This window comes from Reyranella aquatilis (genome assembly GCF_020880995.1).
GTDB lineage: Bacteria > Pseudomonadota > Alphaproteobacteria > Reyranellales > Reyranellaceae > Reyranella > Reyranella aquatilis.
Window position 1 is genome coordinate 22,428 of record NZ_JAJISD010000003.1, and the last position, 20,329, is coordinate 42,756.

At 68.2% G+C, this 20,329-nt stretch carries 21 protein-coding genes; 13 read left to right on the forward strand and 8 right to left on the reverse strand.

Annotated features, from left to right (window positions below):
- Position 1: 1 nt before the first annotated feature.
- The 4 genes from LJ725_RS08300 (at position 2) to add (ending at position 4,967) form a co-directional block, all read left to right on the forward strand.
- Entirely contained in the window at positions 2-1,183 is a 1,182-nt protein-coding gene (locus LJ725_RS08300; RefSeq protein ID WP_230550184.1) for an aminotransferase class V-fold PLP-dependent enzyme, read from the forward strand.
- An 8-nt stretch (positions 1,184-1,191) separates the two neighbouring features.
- Positions 1,192-2,160, forward strand: a complete 969-nt coding sequence (locus tag LJ725_RS08305) for a LysR family transcriptional regulator (RefSeq protein WP_230550185.1) — start codon at positions 1,192-1,194, stop codon at positions 2,158-2,160.
- Between the two features lie 156 nt (positions 2,161-2,316).
- Complete coding sequence (locus tag LJ725_RS08310; protein WP_230550186.1) at positions 2,317-3,888, forward strand: ABC transporter substrate-binding protein; 1,572 nt, start codon at positions 2,317-2,319, stop codon at positions 3,886-3,888.
- 11 nt (positions 3,889-3,899) lie between these two features.
- Positions 3,900-4,967 carry an adenosine deaminase gene (gene add, locus LJ725_RS08315; protein ID WP_230550187.1) on the forward strand — a complete coding sequence of 356 codons (1,068 nt, stop codon included), beginning with the start codon at positions 3,900-3,902 and terminating at the stop codon, positions 4,965-4,967.
- Between the two features lie 210 nt (positions 4,968-5,177).
- Here the strand turns inward: add and msrA are convergent, their stop codons facing one another.
- Positions 5,178-5,840 carry a peptide-methionine (S)-S-oxide reductase MsrA gene (gene msrA / locus LJ725_RS08320; protein ID WP_230550188.1) on the reverse strand — a complete coding sequence of 221 codons (663 nt, stop codon included), beginning with the start codon at positions 5,838-5,840 and terminating at the stop codon, positions 5,178-5,180.
- A 92-nt stretch (positions 5,841-5,932) separates the two neighbouring features.
- On the opposite strand from msrA, the gene LJ725_RS08325 reads away from it, so the two are divergent.
- From LJ725_RS08325 to LJ725_RS08335, 3 genes are read left to right on the forward strand one after another with little or no spacing between them, the layout of a single operon-like run.
- Positions 5,933-6,319, forward strand: a complete 387-nt coding sequence (locus LJ725_RS08325; RefSeq protein WP_230550189.1) for an MAPEG family protein — start codon at positions 5,933-5,935, stop codon at positions 6,317-6,319.
- A 25-nt stretch (positions 6,320-6,344) separates the two neighbouring features.
- Positions 6,345-7,763, forward strand: coding sequence for a 1-acyl-sn-glycerol-3-phosphate acyltransferase (locus LJ725_RS08330; protein ID WP_230550190.1), 1,419 nt, complete (start codon positions 6,345-6,347; stop codon positions 7,761-7,763).
- Positions 7,764-7,765: 2 nt separating this feature from the next.
- Entirely contained in the window at positions 7,766-8,635 is an 870-nt protein-coding gene (locus LJ725_RS08335; RefSeq protein ID WP_230550191.1) for a YihY/virulence factor BrkB family protein, read from the forward strand.
- Positions 8,636-8,675: 40 nt separating this feature from the next.
- Here LJ725_RS08335 and LJ725_RS08340 read toward each other — a convergent pair whose 3' ends face one another.
- Positions 8,676-9,671, reverse strand: coding sequence for a 2-hydroxyacid dehydrogenase (locus LJ725_RS08340; protein WP_230550192.1), 996 nt, complete (start codon positions 9,669-9,671; stop codon positions 8,676-8,678).
- Positions 9,672-9,833: 162 nt separating this feature from the next.
- Between LJ725_RS08340 and LJ725_RS08345 the strand changes: the two genes are divergently transcribed.
- From LJ725_RS08345 to LJ725_RS29120, 3 genes are all read left to right on the forward strand, one after another.
- A complete protein-coding gene (locus tag LJ725_RS08345; RefSeq protein ID WP_230550193.1) occupies positions 9,834-10,376 on the forward strand; it encodes an SH3 domain-containing protein in 543 nt (180 codons plus the stop codon).
- Positions 10,377-10,411: 35 nt separating this feature from the next.
- Positions 10,412-11,608, forward strand: coding sequence for a cell envelope integrity protein TolA (locus tag LJ725_RS29115; protein ID WP_329958347.1), 1,197 nt, complete (start codon positions 10,412-10,414; stop codon positions 11,606-11,608).
- A gap of 65 nt (positions 11,609-11,673) precedes the next feature.
- Entirely contained in the window at positions 11,674-12,744 is a 1,071-nt protein-coding gene (locus tag LJ725_RS29120) for an energy transducer TonB (protein ID WP_329958348.1), read from the forward strand.
- A 16-nt stretch (positions 12,745-12,760) separates the two neighbouring features.
- Here the strand turns inward: LJ725_RS29120 and LJ725_RS08360 are convergent, their stop codons facing one another.
- The 4 genes from LJ725_RS08360 to irrA all read right to left on the reverse strand — a co-directional run bounded on the left by LJ725_RS08360 (position 12,761) and on the right by irrA (position 15,752).
- Positions 12,761-13,348, reverse strand: coding sequence for a DUF3501 family protein (locus tag LJ725_RS08360; protein WP_230550194.1), 588 nt, complete (start codon positions 13,346-13,348; stop codon positions 12,761-12,763).
- A complete protein-coding gene (locus LJ725_RS08365; RefSeq protein WP_230550195.1) occupies positions 13,345-14,703 on the reverse strand; it encodes a heterodisulfide reductase-related iron-sulfur binding cluster in 1,359 nt (452 codons plus the stop codon). The genes LJ725_RS08360 and LJ725_RS08365 overlap by 4 nt, the downstream gene beginning before the upstream one ends.
- Positions 14,704-14,797: 94 nt before the next feature.
- Entirely contained in the window at positions 14,798-15,217 is a 420-nt protein-coding gene (locus LJ725_RS08370) for a rubrerythrin family protein (protein WP_230550196.1), read from the reverse strand.
- 127 nt (positions 15,218-15,344) lie between these two features.
- Positions 15,345-15,752, reverse strand: a complete 408-nt coding sequence (irrA, locus tag LJ725_RS08375) for an iron response transcriptional regulator IrrA (protein ID WP_230550197.1) — start codon at positions 15,750-15,752, stop codon at positions 15,345-15,347.
- Between the two features lie 136 nt (positions 15,753-15,888).
- On the opposite strand from irrA, the gene fabA reads away from it, so the two are divergent.
- Genes fabA through LJ725_RS08390 form a run of 3 tightly spaced genes read left to right on the forward strand, consistent with a single transcriptional unit; the run spans position 15,889 to position 18,529 of the window.
- Entirely contained in the window at positions 15,889-16,422 is a 534-nt protein-coding gene (gene fabA, locus LJ725_RS08380; RefSeq protein WP_230550198.1) for a 3-hydroxyacyl-[acyl-carrier-protein] dehydratase FabA, read from the forward strand.
- Positions 16,422-17,669: a beta-ketoacyl-ACP synthase I gene (gene fabB, locus LJ725_RS08385; RefSeq protein ID WP_230550199.1), complete on the forward strand. Its 1,248-nt coding sequence runs from the start codon at positions 16,422-16,424 to the stop codon at positions 17,667-17,669. Before fabA ends, fabB begins: the two co-directional genes overlap by 1 nt.
- Before the next feature lie 8 nt (positions 17,670-17,677).
- The gene (locus LJ725_RS08390; protein ID WP_230550200.1) at positions 17,678-18,529 is read left to right on the forward strand and encodes an enoyl-ACP reductase FabI; all 852 of its coding nucleotides are present in this window, start codon (positions 17,678-17,680) and stop codon (positions 18,527-18,529) included.
- Between the two features lie 12 nt (positions 18,530-18,541).
- On the opposite strand, the gene LJ725_RS08395 is transcribed toward LJ725_RS08390, so the two are convergent.
- On the reverse strand, positions 18,542-19,183 hold the full coding sequence (locus LJ725_RS08395) for a protocatechuate 3,4-dioxygenase (RefSeq protein WP_230550201.1): 642 nt from the start codon (positions 19,181-19,183) through the stop codon (positions 18,542-18,544).
- 39 nt (positions 19,184-19,222) lie between these two features.
- Positions 19,223-20,224, reverse strand: coding sequence for a Bug family tripartite tricarboxylate transporter substrate binding protein (locus LJ725_RS08400; RefSeq protein WP_230550202.1), 1,002 nt, complete (start codon positions 20,222-20,224; stop codon positions 19,223-19,225).
- Between the last annotated feature and the right edge of the window lie 105 nt (positions 20,225-20,329).

Sequence of the window (20,329 nt, forward strand, 5' to 3'; positions counted from 1 at the left end):
CATGGCGCTCGACATAGACCGCATCCGTGACGAGACGCCGGGCTGCGCCCACGTGCTGCATCTCAACGCGGCCGGCTCCTCGCTGCCCAGCCGCCGCACCCTCGACGCCACCATCGACCATCTTCGGCTGGAAGCCGAGATCGGCGGCTACGAGGCGGCCGACCGGGCGCGGCCGGTGCTCGACGGCTTCTATCCCTCGATCGCCACGCTGATCGGCGCAGAGCCCGGCGAGATCGCCTATGTCGAGAACGCCACGCGCGCCTGGGACCTCGCCTTCTACTCGCTCGACTTCAAGCCGGGCGACCGCATCCTGACCTGCGTCAGCGAGTATTCGTCGAACTACATCTCCTACCTGCAGGTGGCGAAGAAGACCGGCGCCGAGATCGTCGTCATCCCCGATGACAAGCATGGCCAGATCGATCTCGCCGCACTGGAGCGCGCCATCGACAAGCGCACCAAGCTGGTGTCGATCTCGCACATCCCGACCCAGGGCGGGCTGGTGCAGCCGGCCGAGGCCGTGGGCAAGATCGTGAACGATGCCGGCATCCTCTACCTGCTCGATGCCTGCCAGTCGGTCGGCATGATGCCGGTCGATGTGAAGAAGATCGGCTGCGATTTCCTGTCGGCCACGGGACGCAAGTACATGCGCGGTCCGCGCGGCACGGGCTTCCTCTACGCCCGCCAGCGCAGCACCGCGCAGATCGAGCCGATCTTCCTCGACAACCACGCCGCCCGCTGGTCCGGCGACAACGACTATACGGTGATGCCCGACGCCAAGCGCTTCGAGAACTGGGAGCGCTATTTCGCCGGCGTGATCGGCCTCAAGGTCGCGGCCGACCAGTGCAACGAACTGGGCATGCCGGCCATCTGGGCGCGCCTGCGCGAACTGGCCGACGGCCTGCGCACGCGCCTCGCGACGGTAAAGGGCGTGACCCTCACCGACCTCGGCGTCACCAAGGGCGCCATCGTGACCTTCGCCGTCGACGGCAAGGATCACCCGGCGCTGAAGCAGGCCCTGCGCGACCAGCGCATCAACGTCTCGGTCTCGACGCAGTTCTCTTCACGGCTCGATCTCAAGGGCCGCGGCCTCAAGGACGTGATGCGCGCCTCGGTGCACGTCTACAACACCGAGGAGGAGCTCGACCGCTTCGTCGCGGCGCTGCGGCCGCTGGTGGCCGGCTAGACGGCGCCATGCCGATCATCGCACCCGCGGCATCGTGGCTGCTCGTGGTGGCGGAGACGGGCTCGATCCGGCGCGCGGCGACGCGGCTCAACCTCTCGCCCTCGGCGGTGAACCGGCAGATCCTGAACCTCGAGGCGGAGTACGGCGCGGCGCTGTTCGAGCGGCTGCCGCGCGGCATGCGACTGACGCCGGCCGGCCAGAGGGTGGCGGCGGAGATCCAGCGCTGGCAGCACGACCATGCGAAGCTGGTGCAGCATATCGGCCAGCTGCGCAGCATGGTACGCGGCCATGCCTCGCTCGGCCTGATGGAAAGCTTCTCGCGCACGGTCGTGTCTCGGCTCATGACCCACATGCGCGAGCGCCAGTCGCTGGTGTCGCTCGACGTGCTGATGGGCGGCACGGCGGAGATCGTCGACCGGCTGGTTGCCGGCAAGCTCGATCTCGCCATCTGCTATGCCGTTCCGAAGCTGCCGGAGATCCGCGTGCTGGCGAGCATCCAGCCCAGTTCGGGTATCGTGGTGGCGCGCGACCATCCGCTGGCCGACCGCAAGTCGATCCGGCTGGCGGAGTGCGCCAACTATAGTTTCGTCTTTCCCGATGCCTCGCTTACCTCGCGGCGCATCCTCGAGACGGCGCTCGAACGGGCCAAGGTTCACTTCGCCGGCGTCGTCACGACCAACTCCGTCGAGGTGATGAAGATGCTGGTGCGCGAGCACAGGCAGATCGCGCTGCTCAGCCTGCCCGATATCGGCGCCGACTTCGCCGACCGCGACCTGGTGCACATTCCGCTGGCGGACCGCCACGTGCGCGGCTCCCACCTCTCCCTGATCGCGCCACGCCACGCCAGACCCTCCCCGGTCGCGTCGATGCTCGCGGAATTCTTGAGGGACGAGTTGCAGGGCCTGCCGGCGCGGCGTGCCTGGACCGGCAGCCTGCGCGAAGTCGGTACGACAAAGGCGGGACGCGGGCGCCCCTGATGCGGCCGCAGGCCGACCGTACGAAAAAACCGCACACTCCGTCCCGAAACTAGCGCTTTTCAGCACCGCGGAACGCCCGCCATGCTGACGGGCCGAGCGGGACAGCGTACGTGGCATGACGCGTGCACGACCGGCTTCCGAATCGAGGAACACCGCATGACCCATTTTCGCTCCTGGCCCCTGGCCGCGCTGACCGCCTCCGCCCTTCTTGCCGCCCTGCCCGTACAGGCGCAGTCGACGCTCAAGGTGGCGCCCGAGACGCTGAGCCGCGTGCTCGACCCGCATTTCACGACGTCGTTCACGACGCGCGACCTGGGTTACCTGATCTACGACACGCTGTTCGCGGTCGACGACAAGTTCGAGCCGAAGCCGCAGATGGTCGAGCGCTACACGATCAGCCCCGACAAGCTCACCTACACCTTCGTGCTGCGGCCCGGCCTGAAATGGCATGACGGCCAGCCGGTCACGGCGGCGGACTGCGTCGCCTCGATCCAGCGCTGGGGCTCGCGCGACAGCATGGGCCAGACGCTGGCGAAGTTCACCGCCTCGCTGGAGGCGGCCGACGCCAATACGATCAGGCTGGTGCTGAAGGAGCCCTACGGCTTGGTGCTCGACAGCCTCGCAAAGATCGGCGCGCCGGTGCCGTTCATGATGCCGGAGCGGATCGCGAAGACGCCGGGCAGCGAGCAGGTGAAGGAGATCGTGGGCTCCGGTCCCTACAGGTTCCGCGCCGACCTGCATGAGCCGGGCGTCAAGATCGTCCTCGACAAGTTTGCCGACTACAAGCCGCGCAGCGAGCCGCCCAACTGGGCCTCCGGCGGCAAAGTCGCGAAGATGGACAGGGTCGAGATGCTGGGCATGCCCGACGCCCAGACCCAGGTGAGCGCGCTGACCCGCGGCGAGGTCGACTATCTCGAGCGCGTGCCGGCCGACCTGCTGCCGCTGTTCGATGCCAAGTCCGGCGCCAAGGCCGAGGTGGTGAGCCAGTACGGCTTCCAGGCGATCATGCGCATGAACCACCTGCAGCCGCCGTTCGACAATCTCAAGGTGCGGCAGGCGATCGCCCGCGCCGTCGACCGGTCGATGTACGCCGCCGTCGTGGCCGGCGATCCGAAGTTCGCCACCGACTGCGCCGCCGTCTTCGGCTGCGGCATGCCCTACGAGAGCAAGGCGGGCATCCCCTCCTTCGACATGGCCGCCGCCAAGGCAATGCTGAAGGAGGCCAATGTCGACTTCTCGAAGCCGCTGGTGATGCTGCACGTCGCCAACGCGCCGGGCATTGCGGCGCTGGGCAACGTCACGCGCCAGGTGCTGGTCGATCTCGGCTTCAAGGTCGACATGGTGTCGATGGACTTCCAGACCTTCGCCACGCGCCGGCTCAACACCGGGCCCGTCGACAAGGGCGGCTGGAACCTCGCCCACACGACGAACTCCGTGCCCGACCAGGGCAACCCGCTCAGCAACCCGTTCCTGGTCGCCTCGGGCCCGCCGGCCGCCGCCTGGGGCTGGCCGAAGGACGAGAAGACCGACGAGCTTCGCCTGAAGTTCGCCACCGCGGCCGACGAGTCGGCGCGCAAGGCGATCGCCACCGAGATCCAGGCCCGCGCCTACGAGCAGGTGCTCTACCTGCCGCTGGCGCAGTTCACGACGCCGTCGGCCTGGCGCAACAATCTCGAAGGCGTGCTGAAGTCGCCGGTGATGCTGCTCTACAACATCGAGAAGAAGTGAGGAGCGCCGCCATGGCGAAAGCCGTTGCCGACGACTATCTGCGGCGCATCCCCAAGGCCGAGCTGCACTGCCACATCGCCGGCACCTTGCGCGCGACCACGGTGGCCGAACTCGCGAAGAAGTACGGCCTGCCGCTGCCGCGGCCCGCGGAGCAGCTCTACCAGTGGCCCAATTTCGACGGCTTCCTCGAGATCCTGCGCCTCTCCGCGCTGGTGCTGCGCACCCGGGAGGATTTCAGCCGCGCGGTCTACGAGTATTGCGAGGATGCGAGCCGCGACGGCAACCTGCGGCACGTCGAGTTCTTCTTCAATCCCGACTACTTCTATCCCAACGGCATCGACTATCCGTCGATGGTCGCGGGCATGGCCGACGGCGTGGAACGGGTGGGACGCGACTTCGGCATCTCGGCACGGCTGATCTGCTGCATCGACCGCTCGATCAATTCGCCCGCGAAAGCGGTCGAGATCGTCGAGACCGCGCTCGCCCATCGCCACGAGCTGGTAATCGGCATCGGCCTCGACGGCAACGAGAGCGTCGGCCCGCCTGCGATCTTCGCCGAGGCCTATGCGCTGGCCCGCAAGGGCGGGCTGCGCTGCACGGCGCATTGCTGCGAGGACTACCTCACGCCGCTCGAGGCGCCGCCGACCAACTACCTGATCTGCCGCGACGTGCTGCGCTGCGACCGCATCGACCACGGCTACAACATGCTGGCCTCGGACTACGTGATGGCCGAGGCGCGCAAGGACGGGCTTTATTTCACGCCCTGCGCCTGGACCAGCCTGCTGCACAACCGGCCGCACCGGCCGCAGCGCATCCGCCGCATGGTCGAGGCCGGCCTCAACGTCACGATCAACACCGACGACCCGGCGATGTTCGGCACCAATCTCGGCCACGGCTTCACGACGCTGTTCGACACGATCGGCTGGGGGCCGGACAAGGCCCGGATGTTCAGCCTGAACTCGGTCGAGGGCTCGTGGCTCGACGAAAGCGACAAGGCGAGGCTGCGCATCGACTTCCGCCGCCAGATCGCCGCGCTCGACGAGGAATTCGGCTACGACAGCACGCCGATGCCGGTCTAGCGGCCGCGTCTTGAAACGCCCTCTCCGCGCGCGTCAGCGTGGGGAGAGGGAGGGGACCCGCGCGAAGCGTGGGGAGGGTGAGGTGTCCCTCAATCGCTTGGCCGTGTCCGTCCGGATCAAATACCACCTCACCTTCCCATTGCTGCGCAATGGGCCCCTTCCTCTCCCCCACTGCGTGGCGGAGAGGAGTTTGAGAGCAGGCGCTTCTCGTTATTCCGCCGCGACACCCAGCCCGATCGGGCAGGACACGCCGGTGCCGCCGAGGCCGCAATAGCCGCCGGGGTTCTTGGCGAGATACTGCTGGTGATAGTCCTCGGCGTAGTAGAAGGCCGGGGCCTCGAGGATCTCGGTCGTGATCTTGCCGTAGCCCTTGCGGGCGAGCGCCTGCTGGAAGACGGCGCGCGAGGCGAGCGCCTGCTGCTTCTGCGCCTCCGAGAAGGTGTAGATGCCCGAGCGATACTGGGTGCCGACATCGTTGCCCTGGCGCATGCCCTGGGTGGGATCGTGGCTCTCCCAGAACAGCCGCAGCAGCGCCTCGTAGGAGGTCTTCGCCGGGTCGAACCAGACCTTCACCACCTCGTTGTGGCCGGTGTAACCGGAGCAGACTTCCTCGTAGGTCGGGTTGGGCGTCAGGCCGGCGGCGTAGCCCACCGCGGTCGCATGAACGCCCGGCGCTTCCCAGAACGCGCGCTCGGCGCCCCAGAAGCAGCCCAGCCCGAACATCGCCTGTTCGAGGCCCTCGGGGAACGGCGGCTGAATGCGGTTGCCGTTGACGTAATGCATCACGGGAATCTCGAAGTCCGGCGCCGGGCGGCCCGGCAGGGCGCGGTCGGCGGTCGGCATCTCGGTCTTCTTGCGCAGAATTCGCCACATGGCACGGCTCCCTGTGCGTTCGACGGCTGGTGCCTGGCGAATATGGTCATAGAATGCCGGCAAATCGAGAGGCCGTCCGGGGGGAGCCGCCAATGCCCGTATTCTTCGTCTGTGCCGGCCTGCTCGGTCTGATGGCCGCCATGCTCACCGTCCATGTCGGGCTGATGCGCGGCCGCAAGCGGATCAACCTGGGCGACGGCGGCGATGCCGAGATGCAGGCGGCGGTGCGGGCGCACGGCAACCTGATGGAGTTCGCCCCGCTCTGTCTCCTCATGATCTACATGGCGAGCGACTTCTACGGCTTCCGCATGGTGGCGGGGCTTTCCGTGGCGCTGCTGGTCGCCCGCATCCTGCACGCGGGCGGGATGCTGGGCCTCATCCCGAAGGGCCGCCTGCTGGGCACCCTGGCGACCACGCTGGTCCTCGGCGTCTCCGCCATCCTGCTCGCCATCGCCGGGCTCGGCCTCAAGCAGTACTGACGCGGCAACGGCGGGGAAGCCGCATATGAGCGAGCCCGTCACCCTTCCGCTCTGGCTGTTCGTCGCGATCCTGGCCTTCGCGCTGTGGTCGCTGCTCGACCGGCTGCTGATCCCGAGCGGCCGCTGGTTCCTGCGGCGCCGGCTCAACCGGCTGATCGACCGCGTGAACCGCCGGCTCGCCGTCGAGATCAAGCCGTTCCAGCTCACCAAGCGGCAGGTGCTGATCGACCGGCTGATCTACGACCCGCAGGTCGTGGCGGCCGCCAACGAGCATGCGCGCACCCACAACGTGCCGCGCGAAGTGGCGATGACGGAAGTCCACCGCTATGCGCGCGAGATCGTGCCGACCTTCAACGCCTACGTCTATTTCCGGGTCGGCTATTCGATCGCCCGGGCGGTCGCGCGCTTCCTCTATCGCGTGCGCCTGGGCTATGCCGACGAGCGCACCCTGGCCGGCGTGGCGCCCGACACCACGGTGGTTTTCGTGATGAACCACCGCAGCAACATGGACTACGTGCTGGTGGCCTTCCTCGCGGCCGAGCGCACCGCGCTTTCCTATGCCGTCGGCGAGTGGGCGCGGATCTGGCCGCTGCAGCAGCTCATCCGGTCCATGGGCGCCTACTTCGTGCGCCGCAACTCCGACAGCCCGATCTATCGCCGCGTGCTGGAGCGCTACGTCCACATGGCGACCGAGGCCGGCGTCGCCCAGGCGATGTATCCCGAAGGCGGCCTGTCGCGCGACGGACGGCTGCGCGAGCCCAAGCTCGGCCTGTTCGACTACATGCTGAAATCGTTCGACCCCAAGGGCACGCACGACATCGTCTTCGTGCCGGTGGCGCTGAACTACGATCGCGTGCTGGAGGACCGTACCCTGCTGCGCTCGCTCGACCGCGAGGCGCCGCGGCGGAGCGTCTGGTACGCCGCGCGCACCGCGCTGTCCTTCTGGGCGAGCCAGGTCGGCCTGATGCTGCGCGGCCAGTGGTTCCGCTTCGGCTATGCCTGCGTGAACTTCGGCGCGCCGATCTCGGCGCGGGACTGGCTGGGAGCGCAGGGTGGGCCGGGCGGCGACGACCTGCGCGCCCTCGGCAAGGACCAGCGTTTCGAGATCATCGGCCGGCTGGCGACCGACGTGATGGGGGAGATCGCGCGGCTCGTGCCCGTGCTGCCGGTATCGCTGATCGCGACGGTCCTCCTGGAGGCCGACCGGCCGCTCGACGAACTGGAACTCAAGGTCAGGGCCTCGGCGCTGGTCGCGCATTTCGAGAGCCGCGGCGCCAAGCTCTACCTGCCGCGCGGCGATCGCGACTATGCCTTCCATGTCGGGCTGCGCATGCTGTCGCTGCGCCACCTCGTCGAGGAGAGCGGCGAGGGGCTTTTTTCGGTGGTGGCAACCGAACGGCCTGTTCTCGCGTATTATGCCAACGCCATTGCTCACCTGCGTTGAACATGATCACCACGCTCTGGCGTATCGCCTACGAGGCCGGCTACGGCTACTTCGCGAACCGGCTGTCGACCTCGGCCGCGGCGATGGCGTTCTACACGATGTTCGCGCTCGGCCCGATCATGATCTTCACCATCGCCATCGCCGAGCCGTTCGTCGGCCGGTTCATGGCGCAGGAAGCGATCTTCGACGCGCTGGGCACCGTCGTGGCGCAGGACCAGCTGCGCACCATCCGCCGCTTCGCCTCGGAGGACCTGTTCCGCGGCGGCGGCATCGCAGCACTCGCGGGTGCGGCCGTGCTGCTCTACACCGGCACGCGTGTCTTCGTGGAACTCGACGACGGCATCGATGCGATCTGGCGCGACAACCGCGGCCCGACCGTGCATCCCGTCCTGGCCAGCCTGAAATCGCGCCTGCTCGCCATCCTGCTGATGATCGTGCTGGGCGTGCTCCTGATCGTCGTGATCCTGTCGAGCGTCCTCGTCTCGGCCTATGCCGGCGTGCTCGAACGCTTTCCGGTGCTCGGCGTCTGGATCGGCCCGGCGATCTCGACATCGGTGCATTACGGCCTGCTCTCGGGCTTCTTCACGCTGATCTACAAGTGGCTGCCGACGGGCAAGGTGCCGTGGCGATACGCGCTGATCGGCGGACTGGTGAACGCGCTGCTGTTCGCGGCCGGCAACCGCGCCCTGGTGTTCTATTTCGAAGTGACGCAGCTCACCTCGGCGTTCGGCGCCACCGCCGGCTTCGCCGCCATCATGGTCTGGATGTACTGGACCTCGCTCACCATCCTGATCGGCGCCCAGGTCGGCCGCGCGACGCGCGACGTGCTGATCGACAATCGCGCGCGCGAGATGGTGGAGGGGGATTTATAGCGCTTCATGGCAATGCCGCCTGCGGCACTGCCATGAAGCGCTAGAACATAGTGGCCAAGACTCTGTCCGGCGGCTTGTGGCCGTCGGCGAAGGTCTTGATGTTGATCAGGACCTTCTCGCCCATCTCGATGCGGCCCTCGAGCGTGGCCGAGCCCATGTGCGGCAGCAGCACGACGCGATCGAGCTCCAGCAGCTTCGGATTCACCTGCGGCTCGTTCTCGTAGACGTCGAGGCCGGCACCGGCCATCTCGCCCGCCTTCAGCATGCGCACCATCGCGTTCTCGTCGATCACCTCGCCGCGCGCGGTGTTCACCAGGATCGCCGTCGGCTTCATCAGCTTGAGGCGGCGCGCCGACAGGAGATGGAAGGTCGCGGGCGTGTGCGGGCAGTTGACCGACACGATGTCCATGCGCGCCAGCATCTGGTCGAGGCTCTCCCAGTAGGTCGCCTCAAGCTCGCGCTCGATGTCGCCGTGGACGCGCTTGCGGTTGTGATAGTGGATGGCGAGGCCGAAGCCGCGCGCCCGGCGGGCCAGCGCCTGGCCGATGCGGCCCATGCCGACGATGCCCATGCGCTTGCCCTGCAGCCGCGCGCCCAGCATCGAGGTCGGACTCCAGCCCGACCACTTGCCGCCGCGCACCAGCCGCTCGCCCTCGCCCATGCGCCGCGCCGTCGCCAGCACCAGCGCCATCGACATGTCGGCGGTGTCCTCGGTCAGCACGCCCGGCGTGTTGGTGACGGTGATGCCGCGCTGCCGCGCCGTGTCGAGGTCGATATGGTCGACGCCGGTGCCGAAGGAGGCGATCAGCTTCAGCTTCGGCCCGGCCTGCGACAGCAGCCGGCTGTCGATGCGGTCGGTTACGGTCGGCACCAGCACGTCGGCGGTCTTCACCGCCTCGACGAGCTGAGGGCCGGTCATCGGCTTGTCGTCGGCGTTGAGGCGGGTGTCGAACAGCTCCATCAGGCGCGTCTCGATCGCGTCGGGAAGCTTTCGGGTGACGATCACCAGCGGTTTTTTCTTCGGAGTGGACGGCATGTGAGGATGGGACCGGCGCTGGCTCGAGACAGGGACCCCGCCCGATTACCAAGTCCGCGCGCGTTTTGTCCAGCAAACGGGCCCAGTGGACCGCGTGCCGGAAAGTCGCGCCATTTCAAAGACTTGTCGCTGAATATGAAGATTTAAGGTATATAGCGGCCAATGGGAATTCGATCGTCGGTCCTGGTTTGTGGCTTCAGCGTCGCTTTGGCGGCGTTTTCACTGCCCCAGACGGGCGGTGGGGCCGCGCTGGCCGCCGACAAACCGACCAATGCCCAGCGCAAGGGTTCGGGCCTGCCCATCCCCCGCTTCGCGTCCCTTCGGTCCGACGAGGTCAACGTCCGCACCGGCCCCGGTTCGCGCTATCCCGTCGACTGGGTCTTCAAGCGCAAGGCGATGCCCGTGGAAATCGTCGCCGAGTACGAAAACTGGCGCAAGATCCGCGACTGGCAGGGCGCCAGCGGCTGGGTCCATCAGAGCCTGCTCACCGGCAAGCGGTCCTTCATCATCTCGGCGAAGACCGCCAGCCTCTACAAGACGCCGGCCTCGTCCGCCGAGGTCGTCGCCAAGCTGGAGCCGGAAGTGCTGGGCGAGATCCGCTCCTGCGCCGGCGACTGGTGCCGGGTGAAGGTTGCCGGCGGCGTCAGCGGCTGGATCGAGCGCAGCGGCATGTGGGGCGTCTATAAGTCCGAGCCGATCAACTAGCGGCCGACCGGGTCGCCTCGTAGAACAGGGTCACCGTGGCCCACGACGTCAGTCTCACCTATTCGCGCTTCGAGCATATGCCGCCGGCCGCCCTCGCGCTGACGGTGCTGCTGCATGTCGGCGTGGGCCTGGCGCTGTACTGGATCTCGCCGCTGCGTCCCGTCGAACCGCGCGAGGACGTGATCGAGGTGTCGATGGAGGCGCCGGCACCCCTGCCACCGATCCCGGAGGCCAAGCCCGAGGCGCCACCGGTCGCGCCGCCCGCGCCTCCGCCGGCCGCCAGCGCCCCGCCGCCGCCCCCGCCAGCCGCCCCGACGCCCACGCCCAGCCCCCCCGCGCCACCGATGCGGCTCGGCCTGCCGCCGCCCGCCGCCGAACCCAGTAAAAATCCCCGCGACGTCGCCGGCGCCGAAACGCCCGCCAAGCAGGCGACCGACATCCCGACGCCCGACAAGACGGCCCAGGAAGGCTCCAAGGAGGAGGTCCGGAAGGAAGAACCGCGCCCGGAGGCCAAGGAAGAGCCGAAGCCCGAACCGAAGGCCGAGGCCAAGCGTGCCGAGCCCGAGCCGCCGCCACCCCCGCCGCAGCAGCAGGCGATGGCCCGGCCCGAGCCCGTGCCACCCCCTCCGCCGCCTCCGTCGCTGGAACAGGCGCTGCCGCCGCTCGAGGCGCCGCCACCGCCCGTGACCGAGCGCGACGTGCCCAAGCCGCTGCCGGTGCCCCGTCCCGCTCCGCCTCCGCCGCAGCAGGCGGTCCGGCCGCCGCCACCCCCGCCGCCCGCGCCGCGCCCGGCGCCGCAGCCGCCCGCCCACAGCCAGCCGGCGCCGCGGCCCTCACCGCTCAACGCCCCGCCGGCCCACGGCGAGACCCAGTCGGCCGCCCGGCAGTCTTCGCCCACGTTCCAGAACCCAGCCGACACCTACGGCCAGAAGCGGGCGCAGGAGCAGTATCTCTGGCAGGTGATGCGCCGGATTTCCCAGTTCCCCTACGTTCCCAAGGAGACGGGCCCGGTTCGTACCAGCGGCACGGTGTTGGCGCGGGTGACGATCTCGCGCGACGGACGGCTGCTGGACGTGGCCATCGAGCGGTCGAGCGGGCTGACCTCGCTCGACCACGGCGTCATGGACACGATCCGCCGAGCCAGTCCCTATCCGCCGTTGCCGGCGGACATCACCGGCGATCGCCATACGTTCCAGCTGCCCGTCAGCTTCAACTTCAACCAGCAGCGCTGACGGCGCCCGGGCCTGCGCCGATGCGGCTGGCCGCGGCCGGCGCCGGGTCGTAAAACGCGGAAGCCGTGACGCACGACAGTTTCATCCGGTCGCAATCCGGGCGCATGTCGCCGGCAGCCCTTGCCCTGGCGGTCGGCCTGCATGCGCTCGTCGCCGCGGGACTGTGGTGGGCCTCTCCCTTGCATCGCCTCGATCATTTCGAGACGCCCATCATGATCTCGATGGAGCCGGCGCCGTTGTCGGTCGGCAACGCCGAGACGCCGGTGGCCGCATCGCCCGCGAGTTCGCCATCGCCGGTGAGGCCCGAGGCGCCCCCGGCCGCAGCAACGGCACCCGCCGAACCCGCCCCACCCGAAGTTCCCGCCCCGCCCCCGCAGCAGACCGCCGTTGCGCCCGCCAAGCCGGAGCCCGCTCAGCCCCGCGAGCGAGCGCCCGAGGTCGCGCCCCCATCCGCGCCCAAGCCCACACCGGCGGTGCCGGCGCCCTCGGTGCCGGCAGCGGCGAGCGAAATGCCCGCCCCGCCGACGCCGCTGCCCGTCCCGGCACCGACCGCGACGGAGACACCGCTTCCCCCGCCAACCGAGACCGCGACGGCGATGACGGCGCCCGCCACGCCGAGCGAGGCCGAAGCCGAAGCGGCATGGCAGACCGACGCCTCGTCGTGGAAACCGCAGGTGACGCTGGAGCCCCAGGCGGAGATGCCGCGACCGACTCAGGTCCGCCCCGCGTCACGCCCGCCGGTCGCGCCGCGCGTGGCCCAGGTTCCGGGCAAGAGGCTGGAGGACTACCCGCCGCAAACCTCCAGTCTCGGCCCGCCGTCGAGCGGTTCGATGGAGGGTGCCGCCTCGGACGGCGGCGCCCGCAACGACTATCTGTCGCGCGTGTATCGCCACATCGAGCCGTATCGCAGCTATCCGGCGGCCGCGCGCGCCGGCGGACAGCACGGCCGCGTCGTCACGCGCGTGACCATCAATCGCGACGGCGGGCTGATCGACCTGCGGCTCGACCGGTCGAGCGGCTGGCCGCTGATCGACGAGGCCGAGATGGCCGCGATCCGGCGCGCCATGCCGCTGCCGCCGGTGCCCAATGGCATGCGCGGCGATCCGGTCGTGCTCGTCCTGCCGATGAACTACTGAGGCGGGAGGACGCCGTTCAGGCGAAATCGCCGGAGAGCGCCTGCCGCACGTTCGGCGGCATCACCGCCATGTGGCCGTAGTTGGCGTGATCGAAGCCCACGACGATATCGGCGGCGCCGCTGCGGAACGCTTCGATCTGCGGCGTGGTGAAAGGAAAGCGGATGAACTGCACCGAGGAGGCCTTGCCGTCCTCGCGCGAGCGCTCCTGGTCGTCCTCCGGCACGCCGCGGATCGTCTCGCCGCCGACCCGGATGAACGCCTTGTGCTCGACGCCGCCCAGCATGCCGAGCACGCGCGCGCGGCGCAGCGGATCGTCGATCTCGAACATCACGGTCGCCACCAGCTCGCTGCCGGTGGGAATCAGCGGATTGTAGGCTGCCAGTTCGTCGGGCAGCTGCTCGGCGCCGCCCTTCTCGATGAACAGCATCTCGTGCACCTGGTGCAGCATCGTGTCGAACGATTCGAAGTAGAACGTCGCGAACGGACCGACCTCGAGCCGGCGGTTCTTCTTCACTTCGGCGATCTGGCGGCGGCGATCGGCCCGCAGCTTCGCGTACTCGGCGGTCGCGATGATGTCGGACGGCTCGATCTTGCGCACGGTCATGGCTTGTCCCCTGCGAGGCCGTAGGCCTGGGCGAAGAGTTCGATGGGATGGCTGGCGCGCGAGGGCTTCGGCGCCGTGTCGCCCGCGGTCATCTCCATCACCTGCATCAGGTGATCGGCCGCCAGCGGGCACTCCGAGGCAACGTAGCTGGTGTCGTTCTTGAGCGCGGCCTGCGCGGCGGGCTTGCCGACCTTGACCGCCGTCTCGAAGTTCTCGGTGCGGGCGCCCCAGATGCCGCCGTGGCCGCTGCAGCGCTCGATCACCGCGACCTTGGTCTGCGGCACCAGGCGCAGCATCTCGGCGGCCTTCGCGCCCATGTTCTGCGCCCGCGCATGGCAGGCGAGATGGACGCTGATGCCGCCTTCCAGCGGCTCGAGGCCCGGCGCCAACCCGTGCTTCTTGGCGATGTCGACGACGTATTCGGAGAGGTCGAACGTGGCGTTGGACAGGCGCTCGATCGCCGGATCGTGCGGGCAGATCAGCGGCCATTCGAACTTCAGCATCAGCGCGCAGGACGGCGTCAGCGCGATGATGTCGTAGCCCTTGTCGACCCACGGCAGGAGGGCGGCGGAAACCTGCTTCGCCGCGTTGGCGACGGACTCGATGTCGCCCAGCTCGAGCTTCGGCATGCCGCAGCAGGCCGGGTGCACGACCTCGGTCTCGACGCCGTTCTTCGCCAGCACCGCCCGCGCCGCGGCGCCGATGTCGGTGTTGTTGAAGTTCACGAAGCAGGTGGCATAGAGCACCGCCTTGCGCTTGCCGAAGGCCGGCGCGGCCTCGTTCAACTGCGCGCCTTCGCGGCGGGCGCGAAGCTCGAAGGTCTCCGAGGCATAGCGCGGCAGGCGGGCGCCATGATGGATGCCGGCGAGACGCTCCATGCTCTGGCGCGCCGTGGTGTTCTTCTCGTCGGTGGCCCAGTTGACGGCGGCGGCGAGGAAGTTGCCCAGCCGGCCGCTGCGGTCGGTATCGGCCAGCTGCCTGTCGATGAAGCCAACGCCCTTCTTGCGCGCCTGCACCGCGCGATGGCGCAGCATCAGGTGCGGGAAATCCAGCGCCCATTCGTGCGGCGGCACATAGGGACACTTGGTCATGAAGCACATGTCGCAGAGCGTGCAGGCTTCCTCGACGGCGGCGTAATCTTCCTTCTTCACGCCATCGAGTTCGCCGGTCGGCCCGTTGTCGATCAGGTCGAACAGGCGCGGGAACGAATCGCACAGGTTGAAGCAGCGGCGACAGCCGTGACAGATGTCGAAGACGCGCTCCATTTCCTTTTCGAGCGCAGCCTCGTCCCAGAACCAGGGGTTCTGCCAATCGAGGGCGTGACGGATCGGAGCTTCGAGGCTGCCTTCGCGCATGTTCGTTCTGCTCTGCTGCCGGCGGGTGGCGTTAGCGGTGGGTGATAAGAAAAAGGGGACCCGCGAGGGGTCCCCTTCGCGAAGCCCGGGGGGCTCAGCCCATCGAGTCGAGAGCCTTCTGGAAGCGGCCCGCGTGGCTCTTCTCGGCCTTGGCCAGCGTCTCGAACCAGTCGGCGATCTCGGCAAAGCCTTCCTCGCGCGCGGTGCGCGCCATGCCCGGGTACATGTCGGTGTACTCGTGCGTCTCGCCGGCGATCGCGGCCTTGAGATTGGCGTCGGTCGGACCGATCGGCAGGCCGGTGGCCGGATCGCCGCTCACCTCGAGGAACTCGAGATGGCCGTGCGCATGGCCCGTCTCGCCCTCGGCGGTCGAGCGGAACACGACGGCGACGTCGTTGTGGCCTTCGACGTCGGCCTTCTGAGCGAAATACAGGTAGCGGCGGTTGGCCTGGCTTTCGCCGGCGAATGCCGCCTTGAGGTTGTCTTCGGTCTTGGAGCCCTTGAGGTTCGCCATGATCCTTCTCCCTTTACGATCGGCCCATCCGCCAATCTCGCCCGGGGATTTAGGAGGCCCTGCAGGGGGTCGTCAAGATTCTTAGAAACGTTCTAAAAGTTGCAAACGATTCTCAAGAAACGACGCCTCAGCGCCGCACGCGGACGATCACATCGACGCGGGAAAGGCTGGTGCCGCTGGGCAGCGCCGGCAGGCCCGCCACGGTTACGGTATCGGACGGGAAATCATGCAATTCGCCATCGGTCTCGACGAAGAAGTGATGATGGTCGCCGGTATTGGTGTCGAAATAGGACCGCCCCGGCGAGACCACGACCTCGCGCAGCAGGCCCGCGTCCCGGAACTGGTTCAGCGTGTTGTAGACCGTGGCCAGCGATACCGGCATGCGGGACGCCTTCACCTCGGCATGCAGCCCTTCGGCGGTGACGTGGCGGTGCCCGCTCTCGAACAGAATCCGCGCGAGCGCCACCCGCTGACGGGTCGGACGCAGGCCGGCTGCGCGCAGGGAGGCGGTAAAATCGGGGCTATTGCCTGACATGATTGCAGTCTTATGTAAGCAGACGAAAAAGACAAGAAAAGGGCCTGTCCCGCGGGAGGGGCTGGTTTGCGCCGGGCCTCCGGCATCCTTATTCTGGCCCTGAAGCCCTTTCCGGGCGGCCTGCGGGACGGTGAATGTGAGCGAGCAGAAGCACAGCTATTCTTTTGAAGACCTGATCGAATGCGCCAAGGGGAACCTGTTCGGTCCCGGGAACGCCCAGCTGCCGCTGCCGCCGATGCTGATGTTCGACCGTATCGTGAAGATCGACTCCACCGGGGGCAAATACGGCAAGGGCGAGATCATCGCCGAGCTGGACGTCAAACCCGACCTCTGGTTCTTCGGCTGCCATTTCCAGGGCGATCCGGTGATGCCAGGCTGCCTCGGCCTCGATGCGCTGTGGCAGATGCTGGGCTTCTTCCTCGGCTGGATGAAGGCGCCGGGCCGCGGCCGCGCGATCGGGGTCGGCGAGGTCAAGCTCACCGGCATGATCGTGCCGACGGTCAAGAAGCTGACCTATCACGTCCATCCGAAGCGGGTGATCCTGCGCCGGCTCGTCATGGGCGTGGGCGACGGGTTCGTGACGGCCGATGGCAACCCGGTCTACGAGGCGATCGACATGAAGGTCGGCCTGATCAAGGACGGCGCCGCTCCGGCCGCGGCGGCGGTCTGATGAAGCGGGTCGTCGTCACGGGCCTCGGCATCGTCTCCCCGATCGGCAACAACGCCGCCGAGGTCACGCAGTCGCTGAAGGAAGGCAAGTCCGGCATCGAGTTCGTGCCGCAATACAGGGAATTGGGTTTCCGCAGTCAGGTCGCGGGCACCCTCAAGCTCAACGTCGAGGAGCTGGTCGACCGCCGCCTCATGCGCTTCATGGGCAATGGCGGGGCCTATGCCTATCTCGCGATGAAGGAGGCGATCGCCGACGCCGGCCTCGGCGAAGCCGAGATCTCCAACGAGCGCACCGGCCTGGTCGCCGGTTCGGGCGGCCCGACGACCGGCGCCATCGTCCAGGCGGCGATCACGGCCAAGGAAAAGGGGCCCAAGCGCGTCGGCCCGTTCCAGGTGCCGCGCGCCATGTCGAGCACCGTCTCGGCCAACCTCGCGACGGCCTACAAGATCAAGGGCCCGAGCTATTCCATCAGCTCGGCCTGCTCGACCTCGGCCCATTGCATCGGCAACGCCGTCGAGACCATCCAGCTCGGCAAGGCCGACCGCATGTTCGCGGGCGGCGGCGAGGAGCTCGACTGGACGCTGTCGGTCCTGTTCGACGCCATGGGCGCGATGTCGTCGAAGTACAACGACACGCCGCAGCGCGCGAGCCGCGCCTACGACAAGGATCGCGACGGCTTCGTCATCGCCGGTGGCGGCGGCATCGTGGTGCTGGAGGACCTGGAGACCGCCAAGGCGCGCGGCGCCAAGATCTATGCCGAGGTGATCGGCTACGGCGCGACATCGGACGGCGCCGACATGGTCGCGCCCTCGGGCGAAGGCGCACTGCGCTGCATGAAGCTCGCCCTGGAAGGCTTCCCGGGCGCGCCGCGGCGCAACACGCCGGTCGACTACATCAACACCCACGGCACCGCGACGCCGGTCGGCGACATCACCGAACTGGACGCGATCCGCGCCGTCTTCGGCGAGAAGCAGCCCGACAAGCTGCCGACCGTCAGTTCGACCAAGTCGCTGACCGGGCACAGCCAGGGCGCGACCGGTGCGCACGAGGCGATCTATTCGCTGCTGATGATGAAGGACGACTTCATCGCCGCCTCCGCCAACATCGAGAACCTCGATCCCGGCGCCGAGGGCTATCCCATCGCGCGCCAGCGCATCGACAAGGCCGGCCTGCAGACCGTGATGTCGAACAGCTTCGGCTTCGGCGGCACCAACGCCTGCCTGCTCTTCTCCCGCTACGATCACTGAGAGGATCGATGCCAGACGATCGCAACGACGGCTCGGACTTTCCCAAAGTCTCCGGGCTGATGGCGGGCAAGCGCGGGTTGATCATGGGCGTCGCCAACGACCGCTCGATCGCCTGGGGCATCACCCAGGCGCTGCATGCGGCCGGCGCCGAGATGGCCTTCACCTACCAGGGTTCGGCCTTCGGCAAGCGCGTGCTGCCGATGGTCGAGAAGCTCGGCTCCAAAGTGGTCGTCGAGGCCGACGTCGAGGACGAGGCGAGCCTCGACCGGCTGTTCGAGACGCTGAAGAAGGAATGGGGCCGGCTCGACTTCGTCGTCCACGCCATCGCCTTCTCCGACAAGGAGGAGCTGAAGGGCCGCTACGTCGACACGAGCAAGGCCAACTTCCAGCGCAGCCTCACCATCTCCTGCTACTCCTTCACCGAGATCGCGCGCCGCGCACTGCCGCTGATGACCGAGGGCGGCAGCCTGATCACGCTGACCTACGAGGGCTCGACGCGCGTGATGCCGTCCTACAACGTCATGGGCGTGGCCAAGGCCGCGCTCGAGGCGAGCGTGCGCTATCTCGCGGCCGATCTCGGCCCGCAGGGCGTGCGCGTGAACGCGATCTCGCCCGGCCCGATGCGCACCCTGGCCGGTGCGGTGATCGGCGGCGCCCGCTACGTCTATCGCGTCTCGCGCGAGGCGGCGCCGCTGCGCCGCAACGTCGAGCTGTCGGATGTGGGCGGCGCGGCGCTCTACTACCTGTCGGACCTGAGCGCGGGCGTCACCGGCACGGTGCACTTCGTCGATTCGGGATACCACGCGATCGGCCTGCCGCACGACGGCAGCGCCGTGCCGACCGCCGCCGGCGAGCAGTAGCCCGCCGCCGCCTCAGCCGATCACGATATCCATCGTGGTCGCCAGCGCGTCGGGTTCCAGGCCCGGCGCCGGTTCCAGCTTCATCTCGATGCGCTCGCGCTGGCCCGGAGTGCGGGCGGCGTTGCGGAAGATGCCGTCGCGCTCGTTCTGCGGGTCGCCCGCGACATAGAACTGGCTGGTCAGCATCCGCCCGTCGGCGGTCGCCACCTTGAGATGGATGTGCGGCGTGCGGCCGGGATAGGCGACCGGCTTCAGGGTGCGGAAGCTGTAGCGCCCCCCGGCATCGACCAGCATGCGGCCATAGCCCTGGAACGCCGCGTCGCGCTTGTCGCGGCCGGACTGGCGCGGATGGTCGTAGATCCCCTGGGCGTCGCACTGCCAGATCTCGACCATCGCGCCGTTGCGCGCCCCGCCGGCGAGATCGATCACGCGGCCCTGCAGGTGCAGCACCTGGCCCATGGCCCGCGCCGCCTGCCCGCGCACCTGCACGAGATCGTTGTCCATGTCGGCCGGAAAGCCCGCCGGATAGAACGGCCCCTCGGTCTGTGCCGGCGTCGGCACGAGGCCTGCGGCATGTGCCGACGCGAATGGCATCAGGGCGACGCCGGCACCGGCGAGAAGGGTGCGGCGGGAGAGCTTCGAAAGCCTTGTCATGCCGGAAGTTACGCAAACAAGAATGTGATCATCCCTCGACTACTGATCCAGCTGGAGATTGTTCTCCTTGATGAGCTGCGCCCAGCGTGCGGTTTCCTCGACGATGCGCGCCTGGAACTGCGCCATCGTGTTGGGCAGGTAGATCAGGCCATTGTCCGTCAGCATCTTCTTCACCTCAGGCGTGCCGGCGGCCGCGGTGTATTCCCTGTAGAGCCGGTCGACGATCGGCTGCGGCGTACCGGCAGGCGCTATCACGGCGTACCAAGTCACCACCTCGTCATCGACGAGTCCCAGCTCCTTCAACGTCGGTACGTCGGGAAGCTGCGGCACGCGCTGCAGGGTCGTCACCGCGAGCGCGCGAAGCTTGCCCGCCTGGATGTGCGGCAGGGCGAGCGGCAGCGTGTCGAACATCGCGTGGATGTCGCCCGCGAACATCGCCGGCAGCGATTCGTTGGTGCCCTTGAAGGGCACGTGCAGGAGGTCGATGGCGGTGCGCTTCTTCAGGATCTCGAAGGTGAGGTGCGCGGGGCTGCCCGGCCCGACCGAGGCATAGTTGAGAACGCCGGGCCTGGCCTTCGCCGCGTCGATCAGGTCCTTCACCGTCCTGATGGACGAGTCTCCCCCGACCACCAGCACCAGCGGCGAGGCCGCGAACATGGTGATGGGAATCAGGTCGTCCTTCACGCTGTAGGGCATCTGCTTGTACAGCGACGGGAAGATGGTGAGCGGGCCGAGATTGCCCATGCCGATCGTGTAGCCGTCGGGCCTGGCCTTGGCGATCTCGGTCACGCCGATGCGGCCCGCCGCCCCCGCCTTGAAGTCGGTGATCACCGTCCTGCCCAACGCCGCCGAAACCTTGTCGTTGAACGAGCGCGCGATGATGTCGTTCAGTCCGCCCGCGGGCCAGGGCACGATGAACCGGACGGGCCGGGACGGCCAATCTCCTGCACCCGCGGTCTGGGCCCGGCTTTGAACCGCAGCCGCAGCCGATAGAGGCGCCGCGCAGAGAAGGTTGGTCAGCAGACGTCGCGTGATCTTCATGGCCCCACCAAAAGCAATAGTCGGGCCGCACGCTAGACGAGGCGCCCCGCCGAAGTCGATTCCGGCGAGGGCGCGCCGCCTGTCGTTCGCACGCGCCCGTGCCGC